The sequence below is a fragment of the Streptosporangium sp. CA-135522 genome (assembly GCF_050949235.1).
In the GTDB taxonomy this organism is placed as follows: domain Bacteria; phylum Actinomycetota; class Actinomycetes; order Streptosporangiales; family Streptosporangiaceae; genus Streptosporangium.
In genome coordinates, this window is sequence record NZ_CP192027.1 from 341,088 (window position 1) to 362,938 (window position 21,851).

The following is a 21,851-nucleotide window of genomic DNA, read 5'->3' on the forward strand; positions in this document are numbered from 1 at the left end:
CATGGACGAGCCTGCACGCTTACGCGTCCACCTCGACGAGGCAGCCCTGCGCGACAACATTCAGACGGTGCGCCGCCTGCTCACCCCTGCCGCCACGGTGATGGGCGTCGTCAAGGCGCACGCCTACGGGCACGGACTGGTCCTGGCCGCCCGGTTGCTGACCCGGCACGGCGTTCAGCACCTCGCCGTGGCCACCACCGATGAGGCCTGCACCTTGCGCGACGCTGGACTCCAGGTGCCGATCACGCTCTTGTCGCCTCCTGCGCCGGCCGCCATGGCCGAACTGGTGGCGCGCGATCTACGCCCCGCGCTGTCCACGCTGGCCGCCGCCCGTGACCTCCACCGAATCGGGGTGCGGCGAGGGCGGCCGGTGCCGGTCCACCTGGAAATCGACACCGGGCTGGGCCGGTTCGGCTGGGCTCCGACAGCGGCCAGCATCGCCCAGATCACCCGCCTGGCCGCACTGGATCACCTGGTGGTGTGCGGCATCTACACCCACCTCAGCAGCCAAGACCCCGACCTCTGCGCCCACCAGCTTCGGCTGTTCACCTGGGTGTATGCAAAAGCGGCCGCCGCGTTGGGCTACCGGCCGCCGCGGCACGTGCTGGCCAGCTCGGGACTGGCCGCCGGGCTGCACCGGCGCACCCGGTTGGAGATGGTGCGCCCCGGCGCGCTGCTGTACGGCCTGCCCCCCTCCTACTCCCCCCCGGCCTCCCCCACGGCGCCGACGCTTGATCTGCGGCCGGTGCTGTCGCTGACCTCCCGTATCGAGCACCTGGCGCGCCTGCCCTCGGGCACGCCCATCGGATATGGCGCCACCTACCGCACCGCCGCTTCCACCGTCGTCGCCGTGGTGCCGGCGGGTTTTGCCGACGGCGTGCCCCGGCAACTCACCGGCTCCGGCCGCGTTTTGATCTGCGGCCACTACGCCCCCGTCATCGGATGCGTCGGCATGACGCACCTGACCGTTGATGTCACCCACATCCCGCAGGCCACGGTGGGCGAGACCGTCATCTTGATCGGCGCCCACGGTGAACGCGCCATCGACGCTCAAGAATGGGCGCGCCTGGCCACGACGATCAACAGCGACGTTCTCACCCGGATCGCGCCCGCCATCGCGCGCACCGTCACCACGCTGCCGCACGCAGAACGGAAACCCGCATGAGCTCCACCATGATTGCTCTTGGCACCAAGGCGCAGACCCTCCAGCGGCTGTTCGGCGCGCTGGCCACCGCCCGGGTCGCCGAGCAGGTCACCATCACCGTCGCCCAGTGGCGCAGCGACCCGCAAGGATGCGTGCGCACCATCCACCGCGTCTTTCCCCGCGGGCACGTGATCGTCCGCAGCAGCGCACCCGACGAAGACGGCGCCACCAGCTCCGCCGCGGGCCTGTACACCAGCGTCCTGCACGTGCCCGCCACCGCAGCCGACGCTCTCACCCAAGCCATCGACGCCGTCGCCGCCAGCTACACCCGCCGCCACGGCCAACACGTCGGCGCCTTCGAGATCCTCCTGCAGCCGATGCTGGAGGCGGTGACGTGCAGCGGGGTCGCCTTCACCCGCGACCTTTCCACCATGGCCCCCTACCTGGTGATCAACTACGACGAGGGGGAGCGCACCGACACCGTCACCAGCGGGATCGGGATCATCCCGCGCGTCGCTCGCATCCACCACCAGGTGCCCACCGCGGACCTGAAGGCGCCGCTCGACGCCGTGGCCGCCACCGTCCGCGAGCTGATCCACCTCACCGGCCAAAGCGAGCTGGATGTGGAATTCGCCGTCGCCGCCGGACAGCTGTACGTGCTCCAGGTTCGCCCGCTGCCGGGTGCGGGCAGCGACCACACCGCCGCTGACGCCCGAGTGGCCGCCGAGATCGCTCAGGTCAAAGACATCCTTCATGCCCGCAACCACCCCCGCCATGGCCTCTACGGCACCCAGGACGTCTACAGCAACATGGCGGACTGGAACCCCGCCGAGATGATCGGCGCCCACCCCCGGCCCCTGGCCCTGTCGTTGTATCAGCGTCTGATCACCGACCAGGTGTGGCGCGATGCGCGCCGCCGCCTCGGCTACCACGACCCCGCCCCCCACCACCTCATGGTCACCCTGGCCGGCCACCCTTATGTCGATCTCCGCGCGGACTTCAACTCCTACCTGCCCGCCGACCTCGACGACCCGCTCTGCCACAAACTCATCGACTGCTACCTGACCCGCCTCACCCGGCACCCGCAAACCCACGACAAGGTCGAGTTCCGCATCTGCCCCAGCGCCCTCGACTTCACCTTCCCGCAGCACGCCGAAGCTTTGGCCGCCGACGGCTTCACCCCCGACGAGATCGGCCGGCTCCGCGCCAGCCTGCTGCGTCTGACGACCCGCGTGGTGGGCGACCACAGCGGCCAGCTCGCGCAGATGCATCAGCGCATCAGCCAACTCCCGGCCCGGCGCGCCCAGCTCCTGGCCCGCGCCGGCGAAGAACACCCGTTGTTCCTGGCGGGCGCCCTGCTGGACGACGCGCTCTCCCACGGCACCCTGCCCTTCGCCGTCGCCGTACGCGGCACGTTCATCGCGACCGCCCTATGGCGATCCCTGCTGGCCACCGGCGTCATCAACCACACCCAGCACGACGCCTTCCTCGCCAGCATCGAGACCGTGGCCACCGGCTTCGCTACCGAGCTCGCCCTGTGCCAGCGCGGCCACATGGCAGCGGAGGACTTCCTCGCCCGCTACGGCCACCTGCGGCCCGGCACCTACGACATCACCGTGCCGTCCTATGCCGAAGCGCCGCATCTGTATCTCACCGGGCCCCACCTCGCCCCCGCCCGGCGGCCTCCCGCCGCGACGCAGGTTCTCCCCGACAGGGTTATCCGGGCCATCGACAAGCGATTGACGCACGCCGGCTTCGACTTCACCGCCCACCGGCTGCTGAACTTCATCCATGAGACCCAGACCCGGCGGGAGGCCTACAAGTTTCAGTTCAGCGCGAACATCAGCCACGCCCTTGCCCTCATCACGGCCTTCGGTCAGCGGCACGGCCTGGACGCTGAGTGCCTGTCCTACCTCACCGTGCAAGACCTTCTGGCCTGCGCCGCCACCACCATCACCGCCCATGACATCACCCGGCTTCGGAACCTGGCCGAAGACCGGCGCCACACCCACGCGGCCCAAAGTCGCGTGCACCTTCCCGACGTGATCACCAGCCGCCCGGACATCGAGATCATCACCAGTCAGCACGCGCCGAACTTCGTCACCACCAAGAAGGTCACCGCCCCGACCGTCTTCATCACCCCCACCCACCTCGCCGAATCCCCCGACCTGGGCGGGCGTATCGTTCTGGTCGAAAACGCCGACCCCGGGTTCGAATACCTGTTCAGCCGAGGTATCGCCGGCCTCATCACCCGCTACGGCGGGGCCGCTTCTCACATGGCCATCCGGTGCACGGAGATAGGCATCCCAGCGGCGATCGGGTGCGGGCAAGACACCTTCACCCACCTCAGCCGCGCACACACCGTTACCCTCGACTGCGCACAGCAGTTGATCATCCCCCTGATCTGAGCTGGCACCACGCACCGGCGACCAAACTCCACCGACCCCAAGGACACCCATGGCCCACCCGCATGAGCAGATCACTCAGCTTCTCAGCGCCGCGGTAGATCAGCGGGTGTTCCCCGGCGCGGTCTGGGCCATCGGCGACGCCCACGGCACCCTCCACTCCGGGACCTGCGGCCTGGCCGACCCCGCTGATCCGTCCTGCGCGATGCGACTCGACACCGTCTTCGATCTCGCGTCGCTCACCAAGATCCTCGCCGTGTGGGCCTGCGTCGGCGCCCTGTGGGAAGAGGGCACGCTGCCGCTCGACGAGCCCCTGGCCACCTGCTGGCCGGAAGTCACCGCTCACCCGCTCGGCCAAGTCACCGCCCGGCACCTGCTCACCCACACCGCCGGCCTGCCGCTTCGGGCCAACCTCAAAAACCTCTACGGCACCGACCCTCAGGCCGTCCGCGACGGCGTCCTGCGCGAGGCACTGCATCGCCCGCCCGGCCATGCCGTTGACTACACCGACCGGGCCGCCCTCATCCTCGGCTACCTCGCCGAATACCTCTCCGGCCAGCCCCTGGACCAGCTTGCCCACGAGCGGATCTGGCAGCCGCTCAGCATGGCCGACACCCGCTTCGGCCCCGTGCCCTCCGGCCTCGCCGCCCGGTGCGCCCCCACCGAGCTCGACCCCGACACCGGCGTTCACCTCAAGGGCCGTGTCCACGACTTTTCCGCCCGCCTGCTCGGCGGCGTCTGCGGTATCGCCGGCGTCTTCTCCGTCGTGGAGGATCTGGCGCTCTTTCATCGCCATCTCCTGGCCCGCGACCTCGAAACGGGCCGGGCCGGCTTCGGGCCTGCTTGGGTGATCGAGTCCCTTCAGGTCCACACCGGGAACCTGACTCCGGCGCGCGGCCTGTTCTGGCACCCCGCCCCTGGTATCACCCCGCAGGAGGATATCTACGTGCACTACGGCTTCACCGGGACCGGCATGTGGGTCTCCCCTAAGCAAGGCCGATGGGCCGTTCTGCTCACCAACAAGCTGTACTACGGCAGAGACCGCAAGCCCCTCATGAGTATCCGCAAGGCCTTCCGTGCGCTCGCTTTCGATTGACACCTCCTCACAGCCGCTCCCGGGATCAGAGGCGCCCGGACCGACGCCCGGGTGAGACGGGTCCTTGAAGCTCACTTCACCGAGCGCGGCTGGCAGTCCAAGTACGAAGTACTCGCTGACCTTCACCGCGGTGCCGAGTTCATCTTCCTTGAGCAGCCCCGCCACGGCCGCTACGGCACCGCGGTGCCCGCGATGGTCGCAAGCAAGTTCGTCGACGGTGACGACTTTCTCTTCCTTACCGGTGACGACCTGCTCCTACGTCCCGACGGGGGTTCCGACCTCGCCGACCTCGTTGCCGCTCGTAAACACGCCAACACGCCTGCCGCTATCGCGGCAGCCACCGTTCCTGGCGCCGATGCACACCGCTACGGGATCTTGACCACACGACACGACGCGTACGGCAACCAACTGCTGGCTGCCATCGTGGAAAAGCCCGCCCACCACGCCGACCCCGTCGCGCACATCAACATCAGCCGCGCCCTGCTGTCAGGCGACTTCATCGACTACCTCGATGCGCTCACGTGCGCGGTGAACGGCGAATACCAGGCCACCGACGCCATCGCAGCCTATGCCCGCGATCACGACGTCTTGGTCCACCCCGTAGCGGGTCAGTATCACGACTGCGGCAGTACCGTCGGCTGGCTGGCGGCCAACCTCGCCGCTGCCCAGGCCCAGGGCACCCTCCTGCCACCCTTGTCCGGCTCGATGATCTAGCAGGTCTGCAAGACGACGACCAGGGGACCTGCGGGTAAGCGGAGCCTTTGGCGACCATGGCGTATAAACGCCACGCCGCGTTCGTTTCCTCTGCCGTCGAAGGGACGTCGGAGGGGCAGAGCCACGATGATTGGCTCCGTGACCGCATGGACGCCACGGTGCCAGAGGCTGGCCGCCGATGCCGACTTCACCCGCCACACCTACCTTATCTACTCCTGTCAAGCTTCTCCGCTGGTCACAGGTCATGCCCGATAGGCAGGCATGTAAGGCATGGCGCTCCTGGCCATGGGTGATCTGGTCAACCAGTCGAGCTGGTAGTGCTTTCGTAGCGGATCATCCGGCGGATGCTGAGACGGGCGGCGGCGAGGTCGTCTTCGGTCTCGTTGAGTTGTTGGGCGAGCTTCGCGTTCTCGGTGCGCGCGCTGTCTCGCTCGTTGCTGAGGCGCTGATTCTCCGTGGTGAGCTCTTGGACGCGCTGCGCAAGGTCGGCCGCGCCAACCTGATCGAGTTGTTGTCCGAGGTGTCGCCGCAGCGCTTCCTTGAGTCGGCGCTCTTCTGCGCGGAGACGGGAGTTTTCCTGTCGAAGGAGCTCGAGTTCGACTTGAAGGCCCGCAGGACTCACCGTGGCGCCCGTGGCCTTGGCTTGCCTGGGGCTCCTGGTGTTCTGGCGGCGCCGAGCGTTCTCGACGTGCTCGCGCATGCCATCGGCGTAAACGAGCCAGCGGGAGACGCCTGCGGCCTGGGCGACCGCCGCGAAAGTGATCTTCTCGTTGTTGGTCAGCATGTTGTCGATGGCGGCCAGGACCTGTTTGCGTTTGGTCTGGCTGTCGCGCCGTCGAGCTTCTCGCAAGACGTCACCTGGGGTCGGCAGGGTGGTCACCTGCTGCTCTCCTGTCGGTTCAGAACGGTGAGGGGTAGGAGGGTCCGGCCGCCGGCGGTGGCTCTGACCTTGCGGAGAACGGCGCTGGCCTGCGCAATCGCTTCCTGCTCGTCGGCGGGTAGTTGGTCCAGGCCGGCCTCCATGCGCGCGACGACGTCCTTGAACGCGTCCAGCTGGTCCTGGAGGTTGCGGAGCACGAAGTCGGCGGCGTCCATGGCGCGAGCGGTTTCCAGGTCCGCCTTCAGGGAGCGCACGTGATCTTCGACTGCGGGGATGTAGGAGGGGTCGGGCCGGTAGAAGCCGCATCCGGCGCACTGGAAGCGGATGGCGCAGGCTTTTCCGCCGGCCCTGACGTTGCTGGGCTCGATGCAGTTGCCGAAAGGGACGGCGACCGAGCGGGCCTCGTAAGCGGTGGCAGACGCCATGGGCGCGGGGCGGCCGCTGCGGTCGACGACGTGCAGCCGCATCGTATCGACGGCCTCGCGTTTCCGTTTCAGGGAGACCTTGAAGTATCCCAGGGTCGTTTGGATGTGTTTGTGGTCCATCAATTCCCGCAGGACGTCGATGTCGATTCCCGCGTCGGCGTGCCTTTGGGCGTAGCTGTGCCGGAACGCGTAGGGAATGATCAGACTACGGTCGAATGGCAGCGGCGTTCCATCAGCCTTCAGGATGGTGGAATTAATCACGGGGATCGAGTCCGCCCAGGCGCGGATGGCGCGGGCAAGGTTGCCCGGCCGCAGGTGAGGGACGCCGCCGTCGTCGCTGATCGCCGGAAAGAGGTAGTCGCGGCTGCTGGCCGGAACCTCCAGGGTGAGCCGATGCTCGCGCCATTGAAGGATCGCGTGAGCGGTGGAGGTGGGTATGGGAAGGCGCCGGCGGTTTCGGCGCCCCTTTCCGTTATCCCAGATAAGGAAATAGTCGCCGTCCTCGCATTCGATGCAGTTCAATCGGAGCCTGGCAACTTCGTGGGGCCGGCGTCCGGTGTCTCGCAGGATCGTGTAGACGGCCGTGAACATCGCGGTGACGTCCGGCGGCGCCATCAGCCCGTAGACGAAGTTGTGGCCGATCAGGTCGAGCGCGGCGTCGAGCTGATGGATGACGGATTCGGGCAGGGCCTTCCCGATCTCGTCCTCGTTGGGTTCCTCGTCGGGGATGCGATGGGAGGCGTGGCGGGTGAAGGAGCCCGACATCCGGTCGAGGAAGCCGTTCTCGCGGCCGAAGTCGAGGACCTCGTAGAAAGCGATGAGCAAGTCGCGGCGGGTCTTGGCCAGCAGCGGAGTACCGTCCTTGCTCAGCAGGGCTCGGAAGGCTGCTGCCACCACGGTCATGTCGGCGAACTGCAGGGCCGCGATGTCCGTGCCTCCGCCTGGCCGCTGAGACAGGGCGTTGGAGGCGATCTTGCAGGCGCGCAGCCGGTGTCCCAGGGTCTTGCTGGTCGGCCGGGTGGCACGGGCCCATTCCCAGGTGAGCTCGCGGATCCAGGCTTGGGGAAACTGGTTGAAGTCGACGGTTCCGACGTTGCGGCGCCGGCCCGAGAGGCTCGCCGAGGACGGGATGCCCACCGCGACCAGGTCCCAGGTCGTCTTGTCGGCGGGGTCGATGCCGCGGAATCTCTCGTGGGCGACCTCGGCCGCCCACCGGGCCTCCCGCAGGAAGGCTTTGGCGTTGGAGTAGGCCTTCCGGTCAAGGGCGTCCAGCTCTTCCGCCGGCGCGGTCACGAGGCTCGGCAGGTGGTGCAGGTTGAACACGACCCACCGGACGGCCTGGGGATCGATCTTGCCGCCGCGGAGATCGCGTTGCTGGAGTCCGTGCAGCAGCTCCAGGCGAAACGTGGGGTGCAGTCCTGCCAGGGAGAATTCGTGCATGGCGGTGTAGGGGTGTTGGGAGGCCGCCCACGTGTCCAAGTCCAGGCGGCCCGTGGCGGACGCGCCCTTCTCCGCGGCTTTCCACCGGACGCGGTGCAACGCGCACAAGGAGGTGACGGTCGCCTGCTGCCGCGTGCAGCCCACGACGACGCAGTCCGGCCGGCGATCCAGCGGTCCGGCCTCGGTGGCGCGGAGCCAGTCCTCCACTGTGGTTCCTGGCCTTCGCTTCCGCCAGTCGTCACAAGCGCGGTGATGCGATCTGCAGAGGCCGGCCGTCGTGGCGTCTCGGCGGCACCGTGCCTCTCCCTTGGTCAGCCGACAGTTCTGCGGCACCACCCCGATCCGTCGAACGGGAGGGGGGACGAATGCCTTGGTGAACGACTCCTTGTCCAGGTCGCTGCGCTCGAAGTGGCGCTCACAAAGATCACACAGTGCGCTGCGAGACATGACGACGCGATCGCATGCATTGACGGAGCAGCCGTAGGCGGCGGTCTTGGGGTTGGTGATGTCGCCAGTGAACAGCCAGGCATCGGCGTTCCATTCATTGGGCCGCCACGACGGGTCCACCAGCCGCGAAAGCCATGTCGTCCATGCCTGCTGATCGGCCTCGGCGCGGTCCCCACCGGAGAGGACCGCGAGTGCTTCAACAGTCATCCGGTCACCGTCCGCCGCGCCGCGACCCGTTCCACAGCTTCCCGTTTGTCCTGGTCACTGGCATGAAGATAGGGATCCATGGAGGAAGGGGAAACATGGCCGAGGATGTCCTGGACGACCTCTCGGCGGGTGCCCGAGCGCACCATCCTGGTGGCGGCGCTGTGACGCAGCAGGTGCGGCCTGGCGATGAACTCGGCCGCCTTGGCCAGCCGGTCGAACATCCCCTTGGCGTTGCCGTAGCGCATCGGCTGGCCGAGTGGAGCGCGGAAGAGATTGACGAACACGAAGTCACTCATCCGGGCCTCAAGCACCTGATGCCGTTCGTGCAGGTAGTTGGTGTAGGCGGAGACGACCTGCTCGGTGACGGGAATCGATCGCGGCGACCTCGCTTTCGCCAAGGCGCCGTTGGCGTTGCGTCGGCGTCGGACATGGACGTGCGGCCCAGGGATCAAGCAGCCCAGCGACTCGGAGTTCGACAGCAGATGCAGATCCTCGCGCCGCAATCCCAGCGCCTCTCCGATCCTCATCCCGGTGCAAGCCAGCAAGACGATCAGGAACCGGTCTCGAGCCCGGCCGGCCAGGGCTATCAGCCGGTCGACTTGTTCAGCCGACAGCCACTCATAGCCCTCGACCGCGACGCGGTACTTGATCCGCCGGGCCCGGATCGTGCGGAACCGGCCGTCCTCTCCCGCGTTGAAGCCGGGTGGGAGGTACTGCAGATACTTCGGTTCCGTCAGCTGAGCAGCAGTTTCCGCGGAGACCCAGCCGGGGCCGACGCCGAACCGCAAGAACTCCGACACCGCGGTGAACACCGCGTTCGCCGTGCTCTGCTTTCTGAACCGGGCGGGCCGCGGCCGCCGGGCGCGCGAGGGAAGCGGCTGCTCGATCAGCCACCGCATGAACTCCTGCAGCTGGATAAAGCGCGGCTCGGCCCAGTCGACGCCGTACTCAGCGCAGTACGACAGGTAGAGCGCGAGACGACCGGCATAGATCCGCTCGGTGTTCACCGACCGATCGAGCGCTCGCAGCGATCCGAGGTAGGTCGTGGCCTGCGGATGCAGCTCGTAGTCGTCGGTAACGACCACCCAGGCGTCGGCCTCCCCCCGAGGGTGGATAGCCCGCTCCGCCACGAACTTCCGAGGCAACTCTTCTTGGACATCCAACATGCCTAACAAACTCACCATCGCGTACGAATCCATCAGAATCAGGGAGGTAAACCTACATGCCTGACCTTTTGGAGGATCTTGAGCGACAGAAGATAACCTATGTGGTGATCGACTTCGAGGGGTTGACCCCGGCGGGCCGCTCGGCCGTGCCGATCGAGGTCGCCGCCCTCGCCCTGACGCCCAAGGACGACGAGCTGGTGGAGACCTGGCGGTTCCAGGCGCTGATCAAACCTCCAGCCGAGGTGCCGATGACCGACTTCGACGTCCGCCAGACCGGCATCACCGCCGCCATGCTGGCCGGCGCGGCCGGTCCCGAGCAGGTCATGGCCGACCTGGACGCATTGCTGAGCATGCCGCCCTACCGGCTGGTCGCCCACCACGCCCCGACCGAGGCCGGACTCATCGCTCACCAGGCACCCCACTGCCGGACGCTGGCGGCCACGCCGCTGCTGGACACCGTACGGCTGGCCCGCCTCATCTACCCCGAGCTGTCCTCCCACCGCTTGGATGCGCTGCTGCGCTATCTGCGCATCCCGATGCCGGTCGACCGTCATCGGGCGATGCCGGACGTGCAGGCCACCGCGCAGGTCCTGCGGCGCATCCTCTGCGACGGCTCCGCCTCAGGCCGCTGGCGGGCCCTGCACGAGCTGGACGCCGACGGCGGCCGGCCGCCCAAACGCCTTCTGGCCGGCGAGGGCTCTCAAGCAGAGCTCTTCTGACCCACACAGACAGCCCTCGGTGATCGACATCTCCTGCAGCCGCGCCCGCGCGGCATCCGAGGCCGGTGGCCCTCGTCGTGGCCGCCCCGGCAGCCCGGCGCCGACATACGGCGGGGTTCCCGAACGGGTTATCGGAAACTCCGTGGCCGGCCGGTAGGGTCGCCGTGTGCGTGACCCGGCTCCTCTTCCGCTGCCGCCGTTGGTGATCTATCGCAGCGCGGTGGTGTTGTGGTGCGGCAGGCGGATCCCGCCGGACGGGCCGCCAGTGGCCGACATCGCCTGGGTGCACACCAGCGACGACAACGATCCGCTTCATCGGCTGTCCCTGGCCGGCGCCCAGGTGCTGATCGACGACATCGAGCGGGTCGACGGCCAAAACTACGACGTTTTCCGCGGGGCCTGTCCTCGTGCGCTCGCTGCGCCGCCGCTGGTGACGCATGAGGGGGCGGCGTTCTTTTTGAGCGCCTGGTGGCAGAGCGGTCCGCGGATGTGGTGGGCCGACCTGGTGCAGATCATCGACGATCGGGGCACCTGGCCGCGACGCCCGCGCGTCATCGGCCGCCGGGTCCTCGCGGCGCAGGTCCAACGGCTTGACGGCCAGGACTATCGGGCGGTGCCCCGCTTGGGCGCCTCGGCGTGATCAGTCGGCGGGCCATGGCGCCACCGGCGGCGGCCACGGCTTGGGGATGCCAGATTTGGAGGTGCCGGATCAGGCTTGCGGTGCTCCAGCCGCTGAGCTGACCTCCCAATCTCGTCGGAGGGGGGACCTCCGCCAGTGCCCGGCGCGGCAGGCGCGGTAGGCGCGGTAGGAGATTGCGGTTGCGGGCGCGTCGAACCGGTCGCGGCGACGACTGCCGGCACATACTGATCGAACATGTATTCGATGCGGGATGTTCTCCCCGGCCCGCCGCTGGAAAAAGGGGGAGCGCCCGTGCCGGAGGAGCAGTTCGCGCATTTACACGTCGCCAGCGGGTTTTCGCTGCTGCACGGAGCTTCGCCGCCGCAGATGCTGGCAGCCCGCGCGGGCGAGCTGGGCATGACCACGCTGGCGTTGACCGACCGCGACAGCCTGGCCGGTGCGGTTCGCTTCACCATGGCGTGCCGCACGGCGGGGGTGCGGCCGGTGTTCGGCGCCGAGCTGGCCATTGAGGAGCTCTTTCCAGCGGAGGTGCCCTACCGCGGCGGATGCCTGGGCGAGCATGGCGGCCGGTGCCGGGTGACGTTCCTGGCGCGTGATATGACCGGGTGGAGTGCGTTGTGCCGGATGATCTCGGCGGTGCACGCCGCCGACCGCGAGCAGCCGTTCTTGAGCAGGCAGGTGCTGGCCGCCCATACCGGCCGGGGTGGGGTGTTGGTGCTGCTGGGCCCGGACTCCGATGTCGGCGCGCGATCATCGACCGGGACGCCGAGAGGGCGCTTACGCGGCTGCGCGCCTGGCAGGAGACGCTCGGCCAGGACGCGGTCCGGGTGGAGATCGTCTGCCATCTGTCTCCCAGTCCGGGGCCGGGGTCGCTTGTCCTGGCCGGGCGGATGCTGGCCTTCGCCGCCCAGCAGCGCCTCGTGCCGGTGCTGACCAACGCGGTGCGTTACGCCGAACGCTCCGGCGCGCGGGTGGGGGATGTGCTGGCGGCCTGCCGTCGTCGGCTGCCGGTCAGCCGGGCTCGTCATCCCAACGCCGAGGCCTACCTCAAGTCCCCCGCCGCGATGCGGCAGGTAGCCGAGCAGGTCGCCGCGGCCGCCGCTCTGCCATCGGCGGCCGTCGATCGGTTGCTGGCGTGCACGCTGGCCACCGCTCAGGCGTGCGCGCTGGATCCGGTCGCCGACCTGGGGATCGGTGCGGGGCGGGTGCGTTTTCCCGAGCCGCACCTGCTCGCCGCGGCTGACACCCGGGAGTCGGTGAACGCCGGCGGCGTCGACGGGGTGCTGCGCGCTCGGTGCGAGGCCGGCCTGAACACCCGCGGATTGGGCGCAGACCGGGCGGTGCTACGGCGGCTGGATGAGGAACTGGCCGTGATCGCGCGGCTGGGGTACGCACCCTACTTCCTGACGATCGCCGAGATCACCGCCATGATCCGCGGCATGGGGGTGCGGGTGGCCGCCCGCGGCTCGGCCGCGGGCAGCCTGGTCACCTACGCCCTCGGCGTCTCCGGGGTCGATCCGCTGCGACACGGCCTGCTGATGGAGCGGTTCTTGTCGACGCGGCGCCGCAGCCTGCCCGATGTGGACCTGGACGTGGAATCAGCGCGCCGGCTGCAGGTGTATCGGGCGATCCTTGCCCGGTACGGGCCCGAGCGGGTCGCCGCAGTGGCGGCGCCCGCCACCTACCGGGTGCGCAGCGCCATCCGCGACGCCGGCGCCACGCTCGGCGTGGACCGCCGCGAGCTCGACGCCCTGGCCACGGCCTTCCCGTGCATCCGGGCCCGGGACGCGCGCCGGGCGATGGCCGAGCTGCCGCAACTGGCCGCGCGCGGCATCCGCCCCGGCCAGCTGCGGCTGCTGTGGGAGCTGGTGGAGGCCCTGGACGGACTCCCCCACCATGCGGCGATGCATCCGTGCGGGATCATCCTGTCGGATGCCGCCCTGCCCGATCGCAGCCCCGTCCAGCCCGTGCCGGCCGATACGGGCGGCCTGCTGATGAGCCAGTTCGACAAGGACGACGTCGAAGCGCTGGGCCTGCTCAAACTCGATGTGCTGGGGGTGCGGATGCAATCGGCCCTCGCCCACGCCGTAGCCGAGATCGCCCGGGTGGAAGGCCGCCGCGTCGACATCGACGACCCGGCCCAGGTTCCATTGGACGACCCCGCCACCTTCACGCTGATCCGCTCGGCGCAGACGGTGGGCTGTTTCCAGATCGAGTCGCCCGGCCAACGCGACCTGCTGAGCCGCCTGCAGCCGGAGCATTTTGCCGATCTCATCATCGACATCTCGCTGTTTCGGCCCGGCCCGGTCGCCGCCGACATGATCTCTCCGTTCCTCGCCGCCCGGCACGGCCACGCCCCGCTCGACTATCCGCACGCGGACCTGGCGCCGGTGCTGGCCGAGACCTGCGGCGTGGTCGTCTTCCATGAGCAGGTCATCCGCATCATCGCCGTCATGACCGGCTGCGATTTCGGTGAGGCCGACGAGGTGCGCCGCGCCCTGGCCGATGACGGCCAAGCCGATCGGCTGCACACCTGGTTCGCCGCCGCCGCGCTCGCCCGCGGCTACGACGCCGTCGTCGTCGAGCGCATCTGGCCGATTCTGGTCGGCTTCGGGTCGTTCGGCTTCGCCAAAGCCCACGCGGCCGCCTTCGCCCTGCCCACCTTGCAGTCGGCGTGGCTGAAAGCCCACCACCCGGCCGCCTTCTACGCCGCCCTTTTCGAACATGCGCCGGGTATGTACCCAAAGCGGTTGATCTTGGCCGACGCCCGCCGCCACGGCGTCGCGATCTTGCCTCTGGATGTCAACCGCAGCGCCGGCCCGTACCGGATCGAACCCCTCCCCCCACACGGGGACGGGGACGGGGACGATGCCGCCCGCGGCTTCGGGGTACGGCTCGCGCTGGCCGCGGTCAAAGGCATCACCGACGCCGAAGTCGCCCGCCTCGTCGCCGGTCAGCCGTATGCCTCGTTGGCCGACTGCTGGCAGCGCGCCCGCCCCAGCCTGCCGATCGCCGAACGTCTGGTGCTGGCCGGCGCCTTCGACACCCTGCACGGACTGTCTCACCGCGGCGGCCGTCGAGCCGGAGATGGGCTCAATCGCCGCGACCTGCTGCTGCAGGTCGGTGAGCTGCACCGGTGGACCTCCGCCGGGCCGCGCAACCGGCCAGCTCGCCGGGGCGCGGCAGGACGGGGCCCGGTGCGGCCGCCGGTCGATGCCGGCGACGGGGTGGCGCAGCAGCTACCGCTGGCCCTCGGTGTCGCCGAGACACCCCGCCGCAGCGGCCTGCCCGACATGAGCGACGCCGACCAGGTCGCCGCCGAACTCGACATCCTCGGCCTGGACGCCAGTCGGCACCTCATCACCGCCTACCACCCGCTGCTGCGCGCGCTCGCCGTCACCGCCTCCACCCGCCTCACCGACTGTGCGGAGGGGACTTTCGTGCTGGTCGCCGGAGTGAAAGTGGCCGCCTGCGCCCCGCCCCTGCCGACCGGGCGGCGGATCATGTTCTGCAGCCTGGACGACGGCACCGGCATCACCGAGACGGTCTTCTTCGCCCCCACCCACGCCGCTTACGCGGCCACCGCCGAAGACAGCCACCTGCTGCTGGTGCGCGGCCGGATCCGCCGCAGCAGCCCGCGTAGCGTGTCGGTCACCGCCACCGGCTGCTGGGACCTCACCGAACTGCGCGCCCTCTGGCGCTCCCACGACATCGACGCCGTCCACCGCCGCCTCGGCCCCGCCCCAGGCCGGCGGCCTCTTTCTGCGGCGCGGTGAATCGGCGGCCGGCAAAAGAGAAGGCCGGTTACTCCGCGCAGGGGCGGGCGAGACGGTGATGGTGAGCGATGCGCCCCGGTCGCTGTGGCGGGCGCCGGTTCGCCTGGTCAGCGACATAGTGCCCATCCGCGCTGCCGCTCGCGGCGTTCGTGCGCGACGCGCATTCGACAGCCTGCGATGACCTCTACTCATACTCATCCTCGGCTCGGTCACACCTGCGCGGGCCGGGGCACGATGCAGGACGCGGTGCAACTCGGCGAGCACGGGATCTTTGTCACCCGGGCGCGGCCGCTCCGCTGTTGCTGGTCGACCATGATCGGGCACGTCACCCAGGAACGGTACGACCAGTTCGTGACCGAGGGACGAGAACTGGTCGATGTCCAAACCCAGTGTCAGTTCGCCGGTGTGTGCCCTTGCGTTCGGATACGCCCGCAAGGGCTCAGCCGGATGCGGGTGGACAGGTCATGCTCAACGTCTGAGACACGGCCTCCGCCGCCCGCCGAGCACAGCACCGGCCAGCTGCGCCGCGCCGAAGCCGGGCACCGAGACGAGCCAAGGCGAAGACCACCACGATCGGCCCTGCCGGGGCCACCATCTCACCCAGCAGCAGATGCAGCGCCGAGCGGTCGGCGGCCGAGGCCGGAACGGCAGGCAGCGCGAACACTAGGTTGGCCAGCACTGCGTCGCCGGTCCCGGTCAAGGCTCTGCGTGATCGGCTGCCGCAGGGCGGATGCGCCCGCACCGCGCTGGACGCGGCCGTCGCCAGGTCAGCTTGCGGGCCCGCACGACGGCCTTCGATCACGTCGAAGAGGTCAGGGGCGGTTGGTGGAGAACGGCACCCGCCCCAGCCGGTCAGCGACCTCACCGGCCAGATAGCCGGCCACCACCTGAGTCAGCAGCGGTGAGAACTCCTCGCGCACCCCGCCGGCCAGCGACAGCACCCCGGCGGCCGACGCCAGGTCGGCGTCGCCCTCCTGGCCCACGGCGACCACGGTACGGCCGAAGGCGCGAGCCCGCCGGGCCACGGCCAGCGCCCGGTCCCGGGTACGGCCCGGCGACGCGAACACCAGAGTCGGCATGTCCAGCGGATGGGCCAGCACCTCCACGTGCTCCCACTCCTCCAGGTCCTGCCCGGTGGCGAACACCCCGGCCGCCTCCACGAGTTTGGCGGCCGCGAACTGGGCGCTGCCGTAGCCGGGGCCGCTGCCCAGCGCCAGCACCACCGGGGCGTCGGCCACCCGCTCGGCCACGTGCGCGCAGCCCGGCCGTACCATCGCGGCGGTAGCCGTCACGGCGTCCGCCGCCGCCGCCAATTCGGCACCGACCGCGTCGGCTTCGTGCGCGTCCAGGTGGCCGCGCACCCGGCCGATCTCGATCGCGATCAGGAACAGGCTCAGGAGGCTGGCCTGGTAGGTGCGGATCCCCGGGCATGGCAGCAACCCCTGCAGGGGCACCACCAGGGCGTGCTCGGCGGCCCGCGCCACGGCGCTCCCGGCGGCGGCGGTGACGGCCAGCGTGCGGGCGCCGTGCCCGGCCGCGCACACCAGCGCATCGACGACCCGGGCGTTGCCGCCCGAGGCGGAGACGCCCACCACCAGCGTGCCCGCCGGGAGCGCCGGGCGGTGCTGCCACGGAGTGCCGTATGCCAGCAGGCGCAACGTGCTGACCGGCTCGCACACTACCCCACCGAACGTGTGGAAGGCCATCTGGGCGGCCAGCGCCGCGTGGAAGGAGTCGCCGTTGCCGGTCACGATCACGTGCGAGATGCCCGCCCACCCCGGCCCACTCACCAGTTCCCGCGCCGCGTCAGCGGCCTGAGCGTACAAGGAGCGCAGGTCCTCGCCCAGCGCCGCGACCTGGCGGGGTATCTCCGCCAGCGTGTAGAGAGGAGCCACCGTCATTCTCGTCTTCCTCTCCTGCCGCACCGCCCGGCACCTGTGCTCCCCGGCCGCGGGGAGCACGGTTATCCCTGGGCGGAGCGCACGATGTCCACATACGCCGCCACCTTGTCCTTGTCGATCGCACTGCCCCACCCGTCGGCTTCCAGGCAGGTGCCGACGAACGCCCCGTCCGCGCCTTCTTCCGAGCCCAGGAGGCGGGCGGCGTTGCCGTGATGGGTGTGCCCGGCCAGGATGACCGGCAGCCCGGGGCAGGCCGCATGGACCGCGGCGATCATGCCCATGGTGACGTCGTCGTCGCCATGGCACAGCGATACCGCGTCCGCGCCCGCCTGCCGGACCAGCACGGCGACCTCGGCCACGGTCTTGCCGCCGCCGAACCAGGTGAAGTGCATCGACTCCACCTCGGCGATCACCTTCACCTCCCACGCGTCGATCTTGCGCCGGTACTCTGCCACCGCCAGCGGATCTCCCTGCACCAGCCCGCCGGCTGTCATGGTTGCCCCCACCAGGGCGCCGACTCGCGTGAAGTCCCCGCCGGCGACCTTCGCCACCGCCAGCGAAGCCTGTACGGCGTTGCGCATCAACTGCGCCCCCACCCGGAACCCGGGCCCGGCCGCCTCCACCACGGCGCGGGTGATGAGGGATAGAGCGGCGATGCGCGCCGGGTCGCAGTCCTGCCCGGCGGCGTACACCCGATCCACCGTCTGGATCAGGCACCCGTCCGCGCCACCCTCCCGCAACGCCAGCGCGGAGGTCACCGCGCGCTCCACGATCGGCTCGACGCAGCCCCCGTCGTGGTAAGGGGTGCCGGGCAGCGGCGGCAGGTGGATCATGCCCAGAACCAGCTTGCCGCGCCCCAGCCACGACGTGTCGCCCATGCCCGGCATGCCCGCCCCTTTCCCGCCACAGGCCACCCGCGAAGGTGAGCCACGTCAAGATCTCCGGCTTCTCCCACCATGACACCCTCCAAGCCGATCGCCCACCCCTGATCACGAACAGCCCTCCGGACGCCGCGCAGCGGCCGAGCTCCTCGCCATGGGAGGGGCGGGCGGTGCGGTCCCTATCGGCTCGCCCGGTCCACGTCCCTTCGGCTCATCCCGAACCAGACATCTCTCCCGCGGCAACGCATGGGGTAGCCAGCGATCAGGGCCGCTGCGACCAGTTCGCCCAGGTACACCTCGGCATCCAGGGCGGCTTGCGCGAGGTGCCGCACGGGAGTGGCCGGCCGGGTGGGGGTGGCGATGGGGGTAATGGTCTCGCGCAGCCAGTTGTGGATCTTGAGCACGGTGGGAGCGGCTTGCCGGAGCTCGACGCGTCGGTGCTGGAACTGCCTTTCCAGCCGTGCGGGCCTTCTGCCGTGGCCGGTCGGCTGGGCCAGGTCGAAACCGAGCCAGCTCAGCTGTGGTTCACGGGCCATGACGTGATCCAGGGCGGCCAGCAGGCCGGCGTCGACACCGTCGGCAGCGTCGCTGAGCGGCGTTGCCTGGCCGTGATCGGCGGCATGGCTGATCATCATCAGATCCTTCGGGTCGGTGGGTAGGTCGAGGGGACGCTAGCCCGCTCGCGCCTCGGCCCGTCGCCGTCCTGATCCATGGCGGCGGTTTCCGCTCCGCTTCGTCCGCCCGCGCGGTATCGCCGCAGGTCAGCCGCCGAACGCAGGAGAACAACATTCCGTGAGGGCGATGTTCGTCCGGGCGTGTCGTTCCTGCTGGGCAAGGAGCGTCACCGCACCAACGACCAGCAGGCGGAAGGGGGCCAGACACGGCCGCCGCGCTCCCGGGCGCCCCGCCGGCCTGACACATCGGGTGACGCCCTGGGCGGGGCCCGTCCCCCTGGGGTGGCCGCACGGCGGCCGATGCGACAGGTAGTTTCCGCGCGCCTGGCCGCCAAGGCGCCGCGGGACTACCGTGACGGCGTCGCGTGCGAACCGGAGCACAAGAAGCGCCATGTCAAAACTGCTGGACGTGCTGGAGGCACTCCTGGTGATCGTCGTCGGCACGGGCATCGTGGCCGGACCGGTCTGGCTCTACCACGCGTTCCTGGCCGATGACGGCGGGAGCTCTTCCGGCTCCGGAGGGTCGTCCGGAGCCGGCGGCGATGGCGGCTGACCGCCTCGCAACGCCGACGAACAAAGGGTTGGCAGGTTTCCCAAGATCATAAGGCACCGATCGCGCCGTTGCGGCCCAGAGCCGGTCGGTGCGTACGGTGCGGTCGGCGGCGGCATGAAAAGGTCCCCAGGCCGCTTCGAGATCACCGACCGGCCAGCAGCCTCGACGGTAAGGTCTGGCCCCTGACGTCACGGAACGTGACCGGGGGCCTCCCGGTCCAAAGAGAGAGGGGTCGCACATGACCGTCGGCAGGTGTACCCACGGCGTCGAACTCCGAGACCACACCGTGGTCAAGCGCTACACCTCCTGGACGCGGGGAGAACCGCACCGGGAATGGGCCGCCCTCTCCCTGCTCGCCGAACACGCGCCCGGCCTGGCCCCTGAACCCTTCGAGGCCGCGCTCGAGGCCGACCCGCCGGTGATCGTGATGAGCCGACTTCCTGGACAGGTCGTGCGCGGCATGGATGCCACCGGTGAGCAGATCTCAGCCATCGCCGCTGCGCTGAACCGGCTGCACCAGATCCCCCGCCCCGTGGTGGACGACCTCGAGCCCGCCCCCTGGGGTCCGGCGGCGGCCGTGCGCAAGACCCGCGCCTGGATCGACGCACAACCCGAACTCGGCTCTGATCCGCTGGTGCGAGAGGTCTTCCGGGCAGGCTCCGCTTGGGTGCACTCCAGCGCCGCCGACCAGCTGCTCACCAATACATTCCCGACCGTCCTCGGCCTGGCGGACGGCAACCACGCCAACGTGCTGTGGGACGGCCAGAAACGACTGGTGCGACTGATCGACTGGGAAGACTCCGGTCGCAACGACCGGGCCTTCGAGCTCGGCGAGCTCACCGAGCACATCTCCCGGCTCGACGGGTCACTCGATACCGAGCTGCTGCTGGACTGCCTCGACCTGACCCCGCCAGAAGCCGAGCGCGTACACAGCTTTCGCCGCCTGATCGCGCTCGGCTGGTTCCTCCAGCTCGGCCCCGACGGGCCGGCGACACCCCACAACCCGCCCGGCACCCTCGAACGCCAAGCCGAGCGCATCCTCCACCTGTTCGCCTGACCGGGCCCTCATCTCAGACACTCCAGACCGCCGATCCGGCGAAGGAAGCAGCGGACTTCACCTGCCCCGGCCCTCCGGCTGCCGATCGCGGCCAGACGGCGCCGTTCGCCGGGAGTGGGGTCAGAAGATCGCTCACCGCGCCGGGTTTGATCGTTTCCCCCACGCCCTTCAAGGGAGACCAGGCTGCCGACTCAGTCGTAGGTGGCGATCTCGATGAGATTGTGGTTCGGGTCTCGGATATACAGGCTGGTAATCGGGCCAAGCGCACCGGTTCTCGGGACTGGTCCCTCTTCCATGGGTACGCCCGCCGCGGTCAGATGGGCGGCCACCTGAGGCAGGGGCGAGGTGGTGATCAGGCAGAGATCGGTGCTGCCGGGCTTCGGGTGAAGAGCATGCGGTCTGATCTCGTGCCCGGCTCGGTGCAGGTTGATTTTGCTGGAGCCGAAGGTGAGCGCGTGACGGCCGTCGCCGAAGGCCACCGACTCCATGCCGAGAGCATCCCGGTAGAAGTCGATCGTCCGGGAGATGTCGGCCACGGTCAGGACCAGATGATCGAGGCTTGCGATGCGGACCGCGAAGGTCTCCTTGACGGCCTCCCAGACGATCGGCGGCAGCAGCTGCCGGCAACGGACGAAGAACGCATACAGCGCGGCCCCGTGTTTGGCGCGGATGTCTGCGTTGTGCCGAACGACGTCGATCTCGTTCGCGGCCGTAATCAGGAGAAATGCCGCTAGCCCGGCGGCGGAGGGATCCACCGGTTGGCCCGTGAAGCGGTCCACGAAGCGCAGGGCAGGGTAGGCCGCTGTACGGTCGCAAGAGGCGTAGAGGTATACCAGCGCCTCGGCCCGGGACCCGATCATCTCGATCAGCGTGGCTCGATCGGCGAGGTCGAGGAGTCGGCGATCGTAGCCGTCTGTGCCGTAGGTTGCGTGACATAGTCCGGCGAGTTGTACGTCTTCGTCTGCCTCCCAGGCTTTGAGCTGGGTCGCGACGCGTTGCAGGTGCGGCAGGAGTGTGCCGCCGGGGTGAGGGATCTCGGCGGCGCCCCTGGAGATGAGGAATGTCGTCGAATCCGTGAAGGTATCCGCTGTCATGATCCCGGATATACGCCATCGGGCGAGAGCCGACAGGGGCAGGGGAGGGGCGCGCTCTGCGTGAATGCAGCGGTCACCAGGAACGCCGCACGCGCATGTGACAGGCGATGATGTCCTTCTCTCCAGACCGATCCCGGGCCCGATGGGGTGGATCATCAGGCATCTGACCACGCCTCCGCTCAACGGCGACCCTCCCCGTCTGGGCCAGCACGCTCATCCGGTCATCGCCTCCCTGATGCGTGCCCCTGATGGGGAATGGTCCGACATCACCGGCGCTTGCCGGCGCGCCCTCTACGAGTGCGTCGAGGCAGCCGATGCTTACGCCACGGACAGAGTGCACCATCTGCTGACCGCACACCACGGCGTGACCTGGGAGCGTGACCGGCGGACCGGCCGGTGGGAGATCTCCAGCGCGAGTGCGGATCTTTATGAAAGTTCCCCCCATCGGCCGTCCGGCCTGCGGCCGGGACACTCCGCCTCGGCCGACGATAGCCGCCGCTTGTCGGCGGTCCAGGCCAGCGCCCTCGCTTGGAGTGCGCCAGGGCGCCGGATGCGGGGGTGCTGAGGGCGGCCGCAGCATGCCCGTGCGGGACGTACGGTGATCGGCACAGGTTTCCCCCGGGAAAGGTGCC

General features: G+C 69.5%; 18 protein-coding genes and 1 pseudogene. 11 read left to right on the forward strand and 8 right to left on the reverse strand.

Features of this window, described 5'->3' with window-relative positions; all coding sequences use genetic code 11:
- Window position 1 precedes the first annotated feature (1 nt).
- From alr to ACQPYK_RS50010, 4 genes are read left to right on the forward strand one after another with little or no spacing between them, the layout of a single operon-like run.
- The gene (alr, locus tag ACQPYK_RS49995) at window positions 2-1,165 is read left to right on the forward strand and encodes an alanine racemase (protein WP_433259362.1); all 1,164 of its coding nucleotides are present in this window, start codon (window positions 2-4) and stop codon (window positions 1,163-1,165) included.
- Window positions 1,162-3,552, forward strand: coding sequence for a PEP-utilizing enzyme (locus tag ACQPYK_RS50000; RefSeq protein ID WP_433259363.1), 2,391 nt, complete (start codon window positions 1,162-1,164; stop codon window positions 3,550-3,552). The genes alr and ACQPYK_RS50000 overlap by 4 nt, the downstream gene beginning before the upstream one ends.
- 49 nt (window positions 3,553-3,601) lie before the next feature.
- The gene (locus ACQPYK_RS50005) at window positions 3,602-4,645 is read left to right on the forward strand and encodes a serine hydrolase domain-containing protein (RefSeq protein WP_433259364.1); all 1,044 of its coding nucleotides are present in this window, start codon (window positions 3,602-3,604) and stop codon (window positions 4,643-4,645) included.
- A gap of 51 nt (window positions 4,646-4,696) precedes the next feature.
- Window positions 4,697-5,359, forward strand: coding sequence for a sugar phosphate nucleotidyltransferase (locus ACQPYK_RS50010; RefSeq protein ID WP_433259365.1), 663 nt, complete (start codon window positions 4,697-4,699; stop codon window positions 5,357-5,359).
- 298 nt (window positions 5,360-5,657) lie between these two features.
- On the opposite strand, the gene ACQPYK_RS50015 is transcribed toward ACQPYK_RS50010, so the two are convergent.
- From ACQPYK_RS50015 to ACQPYK_RS50025, 3 genes are read right to left on the reverse strand one after another with little or no spacing between them, the layout of a single operon-like run.
- Window positions 5,658-6,239 carry a DUF6262 family protein gene (locus tag ACQPYK_RS50015; protein ID WP_433259366.1) on the reverse strand — a complete coding sequence of 194 codons (582 nt, stop codon included), beginning with the start codon at window positions 6,237-6,239 and terminating at the stop codon, window positions 5,658-5,660.
- Window positions 6,236-8,758 carry a tyrosine-type recombinase/integrase gene (locus tag ACQPYK_RS50020; RefSeq protein WP_433259368.1) on the reverse strand — a complete coding sequence of 841 codons (2,523 nt, stop codon included), beginning with the start codon at window positions 8,756-8,758 and terminating at the stop codon, window positions 6,236-6,238. Before ACQPYK_RS50020 ends, ACQPYK_RS50015 begins: the two co-directional genes overlap by 4 nt.
- A complete protein-coding gene (locus ACQPYK_RS50025) occupies window positions 8,755-9,957 on the reverse strand; it encodes a tyrosine-type recombinase/integrase (RefSeq protein ID WP_433259369.1) in 1,203 nt (400 codons plus the stop codon). Before ACQPYK_RS50025 ends, ACQPYK_RS50020 begins: the two co-directional genes overlap by 4 nt.
- 23 nt (window positions 9,958-9,980) lie before the next feature.
- On the opposite strand from ACQPYK_RS50025, the gene ACQPYK_RS50030 reads away from it, so the two are divergent.
- The 4 genes from ACQPYK_RS50030 to ACQPYK_RS50045 all read left to right on the forward strand — a co-directional run bounded on the left by ACQPYK_RS50030 (window position 9,981) and on the right by ACQPYK_RS50045 (window position 15,059).
- Window positions 9,981-10,643: a 3'-5' exonuclease gene (locus tag ACQPYK_RS50030; RefSeq protein WP_433259371.1), complete on the forward strand. Its 663-nt coding sequence runs from the start codon at window positions 9,981-9,983 to the stop codon at window positions 10,641-10,643.
- Window positions 10,644-10,809: 166 nt separating this feature from the next.
- Window positions 10,810-11,283, forward strand: coding sequence for a hypothetical protein (locus ACQPYK_RS50035; RefSeq protein ID WP_433259373.1), 474 nt, complete (start codon window positions 10,810-10,812; stop codon window positions 11,281-11,283).
- A gap of 243 nt (window positions 11,284-11,526) precedes the next feature.
- Entirely contained in the window at window positions 11,527-12,216 is a 690-nt protein-coding gene (locus tag ACQPYK_RS50040) for a PHP domain-containing protein (RefSeq protein ID WP_433259375.1), read from the forward strand.
- Window positions 12,111-15,059, forward strand: coding sequence for a DNA polymerase III subunit alpha (locus ACQPYK_RS50045; protein ID WP_433259377.1), 2,949 nt, complete (start codon window positions 12,111-12,113; stop codon window positions 15,057-15,059). Before ACQPYK_RS50040 ends, ACQPYK_RS50045 begins: the two co-directional genes overlap by 106 nt.
- 812 nt (window positions 15,060-15,871) lie before the next feature.
- Here ACQPYK_RS50045 and ACQPYK_RS50050 read toward each other — a convergent pair.
- The 3 genes from ACQPYK_RS50050 to ACQPYK_RS50060 all read right to left on the reverse strand — a co-directional run bounded on the left by ACQPYK_RS50050 (window position 15,872) and on the right by ACQPYK_RS50060 (window position 18,476).
- Window positions 15,872-16,960, reverse strand: coding sequence for an SIS domain-containing protein (locus ACQPYK_RS50050; RefSeq protein ID WP_433259379.1), 1,089 nt, complete (start codon window positions 16,958-16,960; stop codon window positions 15,872-15,874).
- Between the two features lie 62 nt (window positions 16,961-17,022).
- Complete coding sequence (locus ACQPYK_RS50055; protein ID WP_433259381.1) at window positions 17,023-17,838, reverse strand: BtpA/SgcQ family protein; 816 nt, start codon at window positions 17,836-17,838, stop codon at window positions 17,023-17,025.
- A 182-nt stretch (window positions 17,839-18,020) separates the two neighbouring features.
- Window positions 18,021-18,476, reverse strand: a complete 456-nt coding sequence (locus ACQPYK_RS50060) for a hypothetical protein (RefSeq protein WP_433259382.1) — start codon at window positions 18,474-18,476, stop codon at window positions 18,021-18,023.
- Window positions 18,477-18,906: 430 nt separating this feature from the next.
- Between ACQPYK_RS50060 and ACQPYK_RS50065 the strand changes: the two genes are divergently transcribed.
- Complete coding sequence (locus ACQPYK_RS50065) at window positions 18,907-19,068, forward strand: hypothetical protein (RefSeq protein ID WP_433259384.1); 162 nt, start codon at window positions 18,907-18,909, stop codon at window positions 19,066-19,068.
- A 238-nt stretch (window positions 19,069-19,306) separates the two neighbouring features.
- Window positions 19,307-20,125, forward strand: a complete 819-nt coding sequence (locus ACQPYK_RS50070) for a phosphotransferase (RefSeq protein ID WP_433259386.1) — start codon at window positions 19,307-19,309, stop codon at window positions 20,123-20,125.
- Window positions 20,126-20,316: 191 nt separating this feature from the next.
- Here ACQPYK_RS50070 and ACQPYK_RS50075 read toward each other — a convergent pair whose 3' ends face one another.
- Both ACQPYK_RS50075 and ACQPYK_RS50080 read right to left on the reverse strand, forming a co-directional pair.
- The gene (locus ACQPYK_RS50075) at window positions 20,317-20,730 is read right to left on the reverse strand and encodes a VOC family protein (protein WP_433259803.1); all 414 of its coding nucleotides are present in this window, start codon (window positions 20,728-20,730) and stop codon (window positions 20,317-20,319) included.
- 213 nt (window positions 20,731-20,943) lie between these two features.
- Window positions 20,944-21,375 (reverse strand): annotated as a pseudogene (locus tag ACQPYK_RS50080) (DUF6817 domain-containing protein); the annotation flags it as partial.
- On the opposite strand from ACQPYK_RS50080, the gene ACQPYK_RS50085 reads away from it, so the two are divergent.
- Entirely contained in the window at window positions 21,362-21,784 is a 423-nt protein-coding gene (locus tag ACQPYK_RS50085) for a relaxase domain-containing protein (RefSeq protein WP_433259388.1), read from the forward strand. The pseudogene ACQPYK_RS50080 and the gene ACQPYK_RS50085 overlap by 14 nt on opposite strands.
- Window positions 21,785-21,851: the final 67 nt, after the last annotated feature.

Excerpts from the sequence above, each read along its gene's own strand:
- alr (WP_433259362.1), top strand. The coding sequence starts at position 2 with ATGGACGAGCCTGCACGCTTACGCGTCCACCTCGACGAGGCAGCCCTG.
- ACQPYK_RS50000 (WP_433259363.1), top strand. The coding sequence starts at position 1,162 with ATGAGCTCCACCATGATTGCTCTTGGCACCAAGGCGCAGACCCTCCAG.
- ACQPYK_RS50005 (WP_433259364.1), top strand. The coding sequence starts at position 3,602 with ATGGCCCACCCGCATGAGCAGATCACTCAGCTTCTCAGCGCCGCGGTA.
- ACQPYK_RS50020 (WP_433259368.1), bottom strand. The coding sequence starts at position 8,758 with ATGACTGTTGAAGCACTCGCGGTCCTCTCCGGTGGGGACCGCGCCGAG.
- ACQPYK_RS50025 (WP_433259369.1), bottom strand. The coding sequence starts at position 9,957 with ATGGATTCGTACGCGATGGTGAGTTTGTTAGGCATGTTGGATGTCCAA.
- ACQPYK_RS50030 (WP_433259371.1), top strand. The coding sequence starts at position 9,981 with ATGCCTGACCTTTTGGAGGATCTTGAGCGACAGAAGATAACCTATGTG.
- ACQPYK_RS50040 (WP_433259375.1), top strand. The coding sequence starts at position 11,527 with ATGCGGGATGTTCTCCCCGGCCCGCCGCTGGAAAAAGGGGGAGCGCCC.
- ACQPYK_RS50050 (WP_433259379.1), bottom strand. The coding sequence starts at position 16,960 with ATGACGGTGGCTCCTCTCTACACGCTGGCGGAGATACCCCGCCAGGTC.
- ACQPYK_RS50055 (WP_433259381.1), bottom strand. The coding sequence starts at position 17,838 with ATGGGCGACACGTCGTGGCTGGGGCGCGGCAAGCTGGTTCTGGGCATG.
- ACQPYK_RS50060 (WP_433259382.1), bottom strand. The coding sequence starts at position 18,476 with ATGATGATCAGCCATGCCGCCGATCACGGCCAGGCAACGCCGCTCAGC.
- ACQPYK_RS50065 (WP_433259384.1), top strand. The coding sequence starts at position 18,907 with ATGTCAAAACTGCTGGACGTGCTGGAGGCACTCCTGGTGATCGTCGTC.
- ACQPYK_RS50070 (WP_433259386.1), top strand. The coding sequence starts at position 19,307 with ATGACCGTCGGCAGGTGTACCCACGGCGTCGAACTCCGAGACCACACC.
- ACQPYK_RS50085 (WP_433259388.1), top strand. The coding sequence starts at position 21,362 with ATGGGGTGGATCATCAGGCATCTGACCACGCCTCCGCTCAACGGCGAC.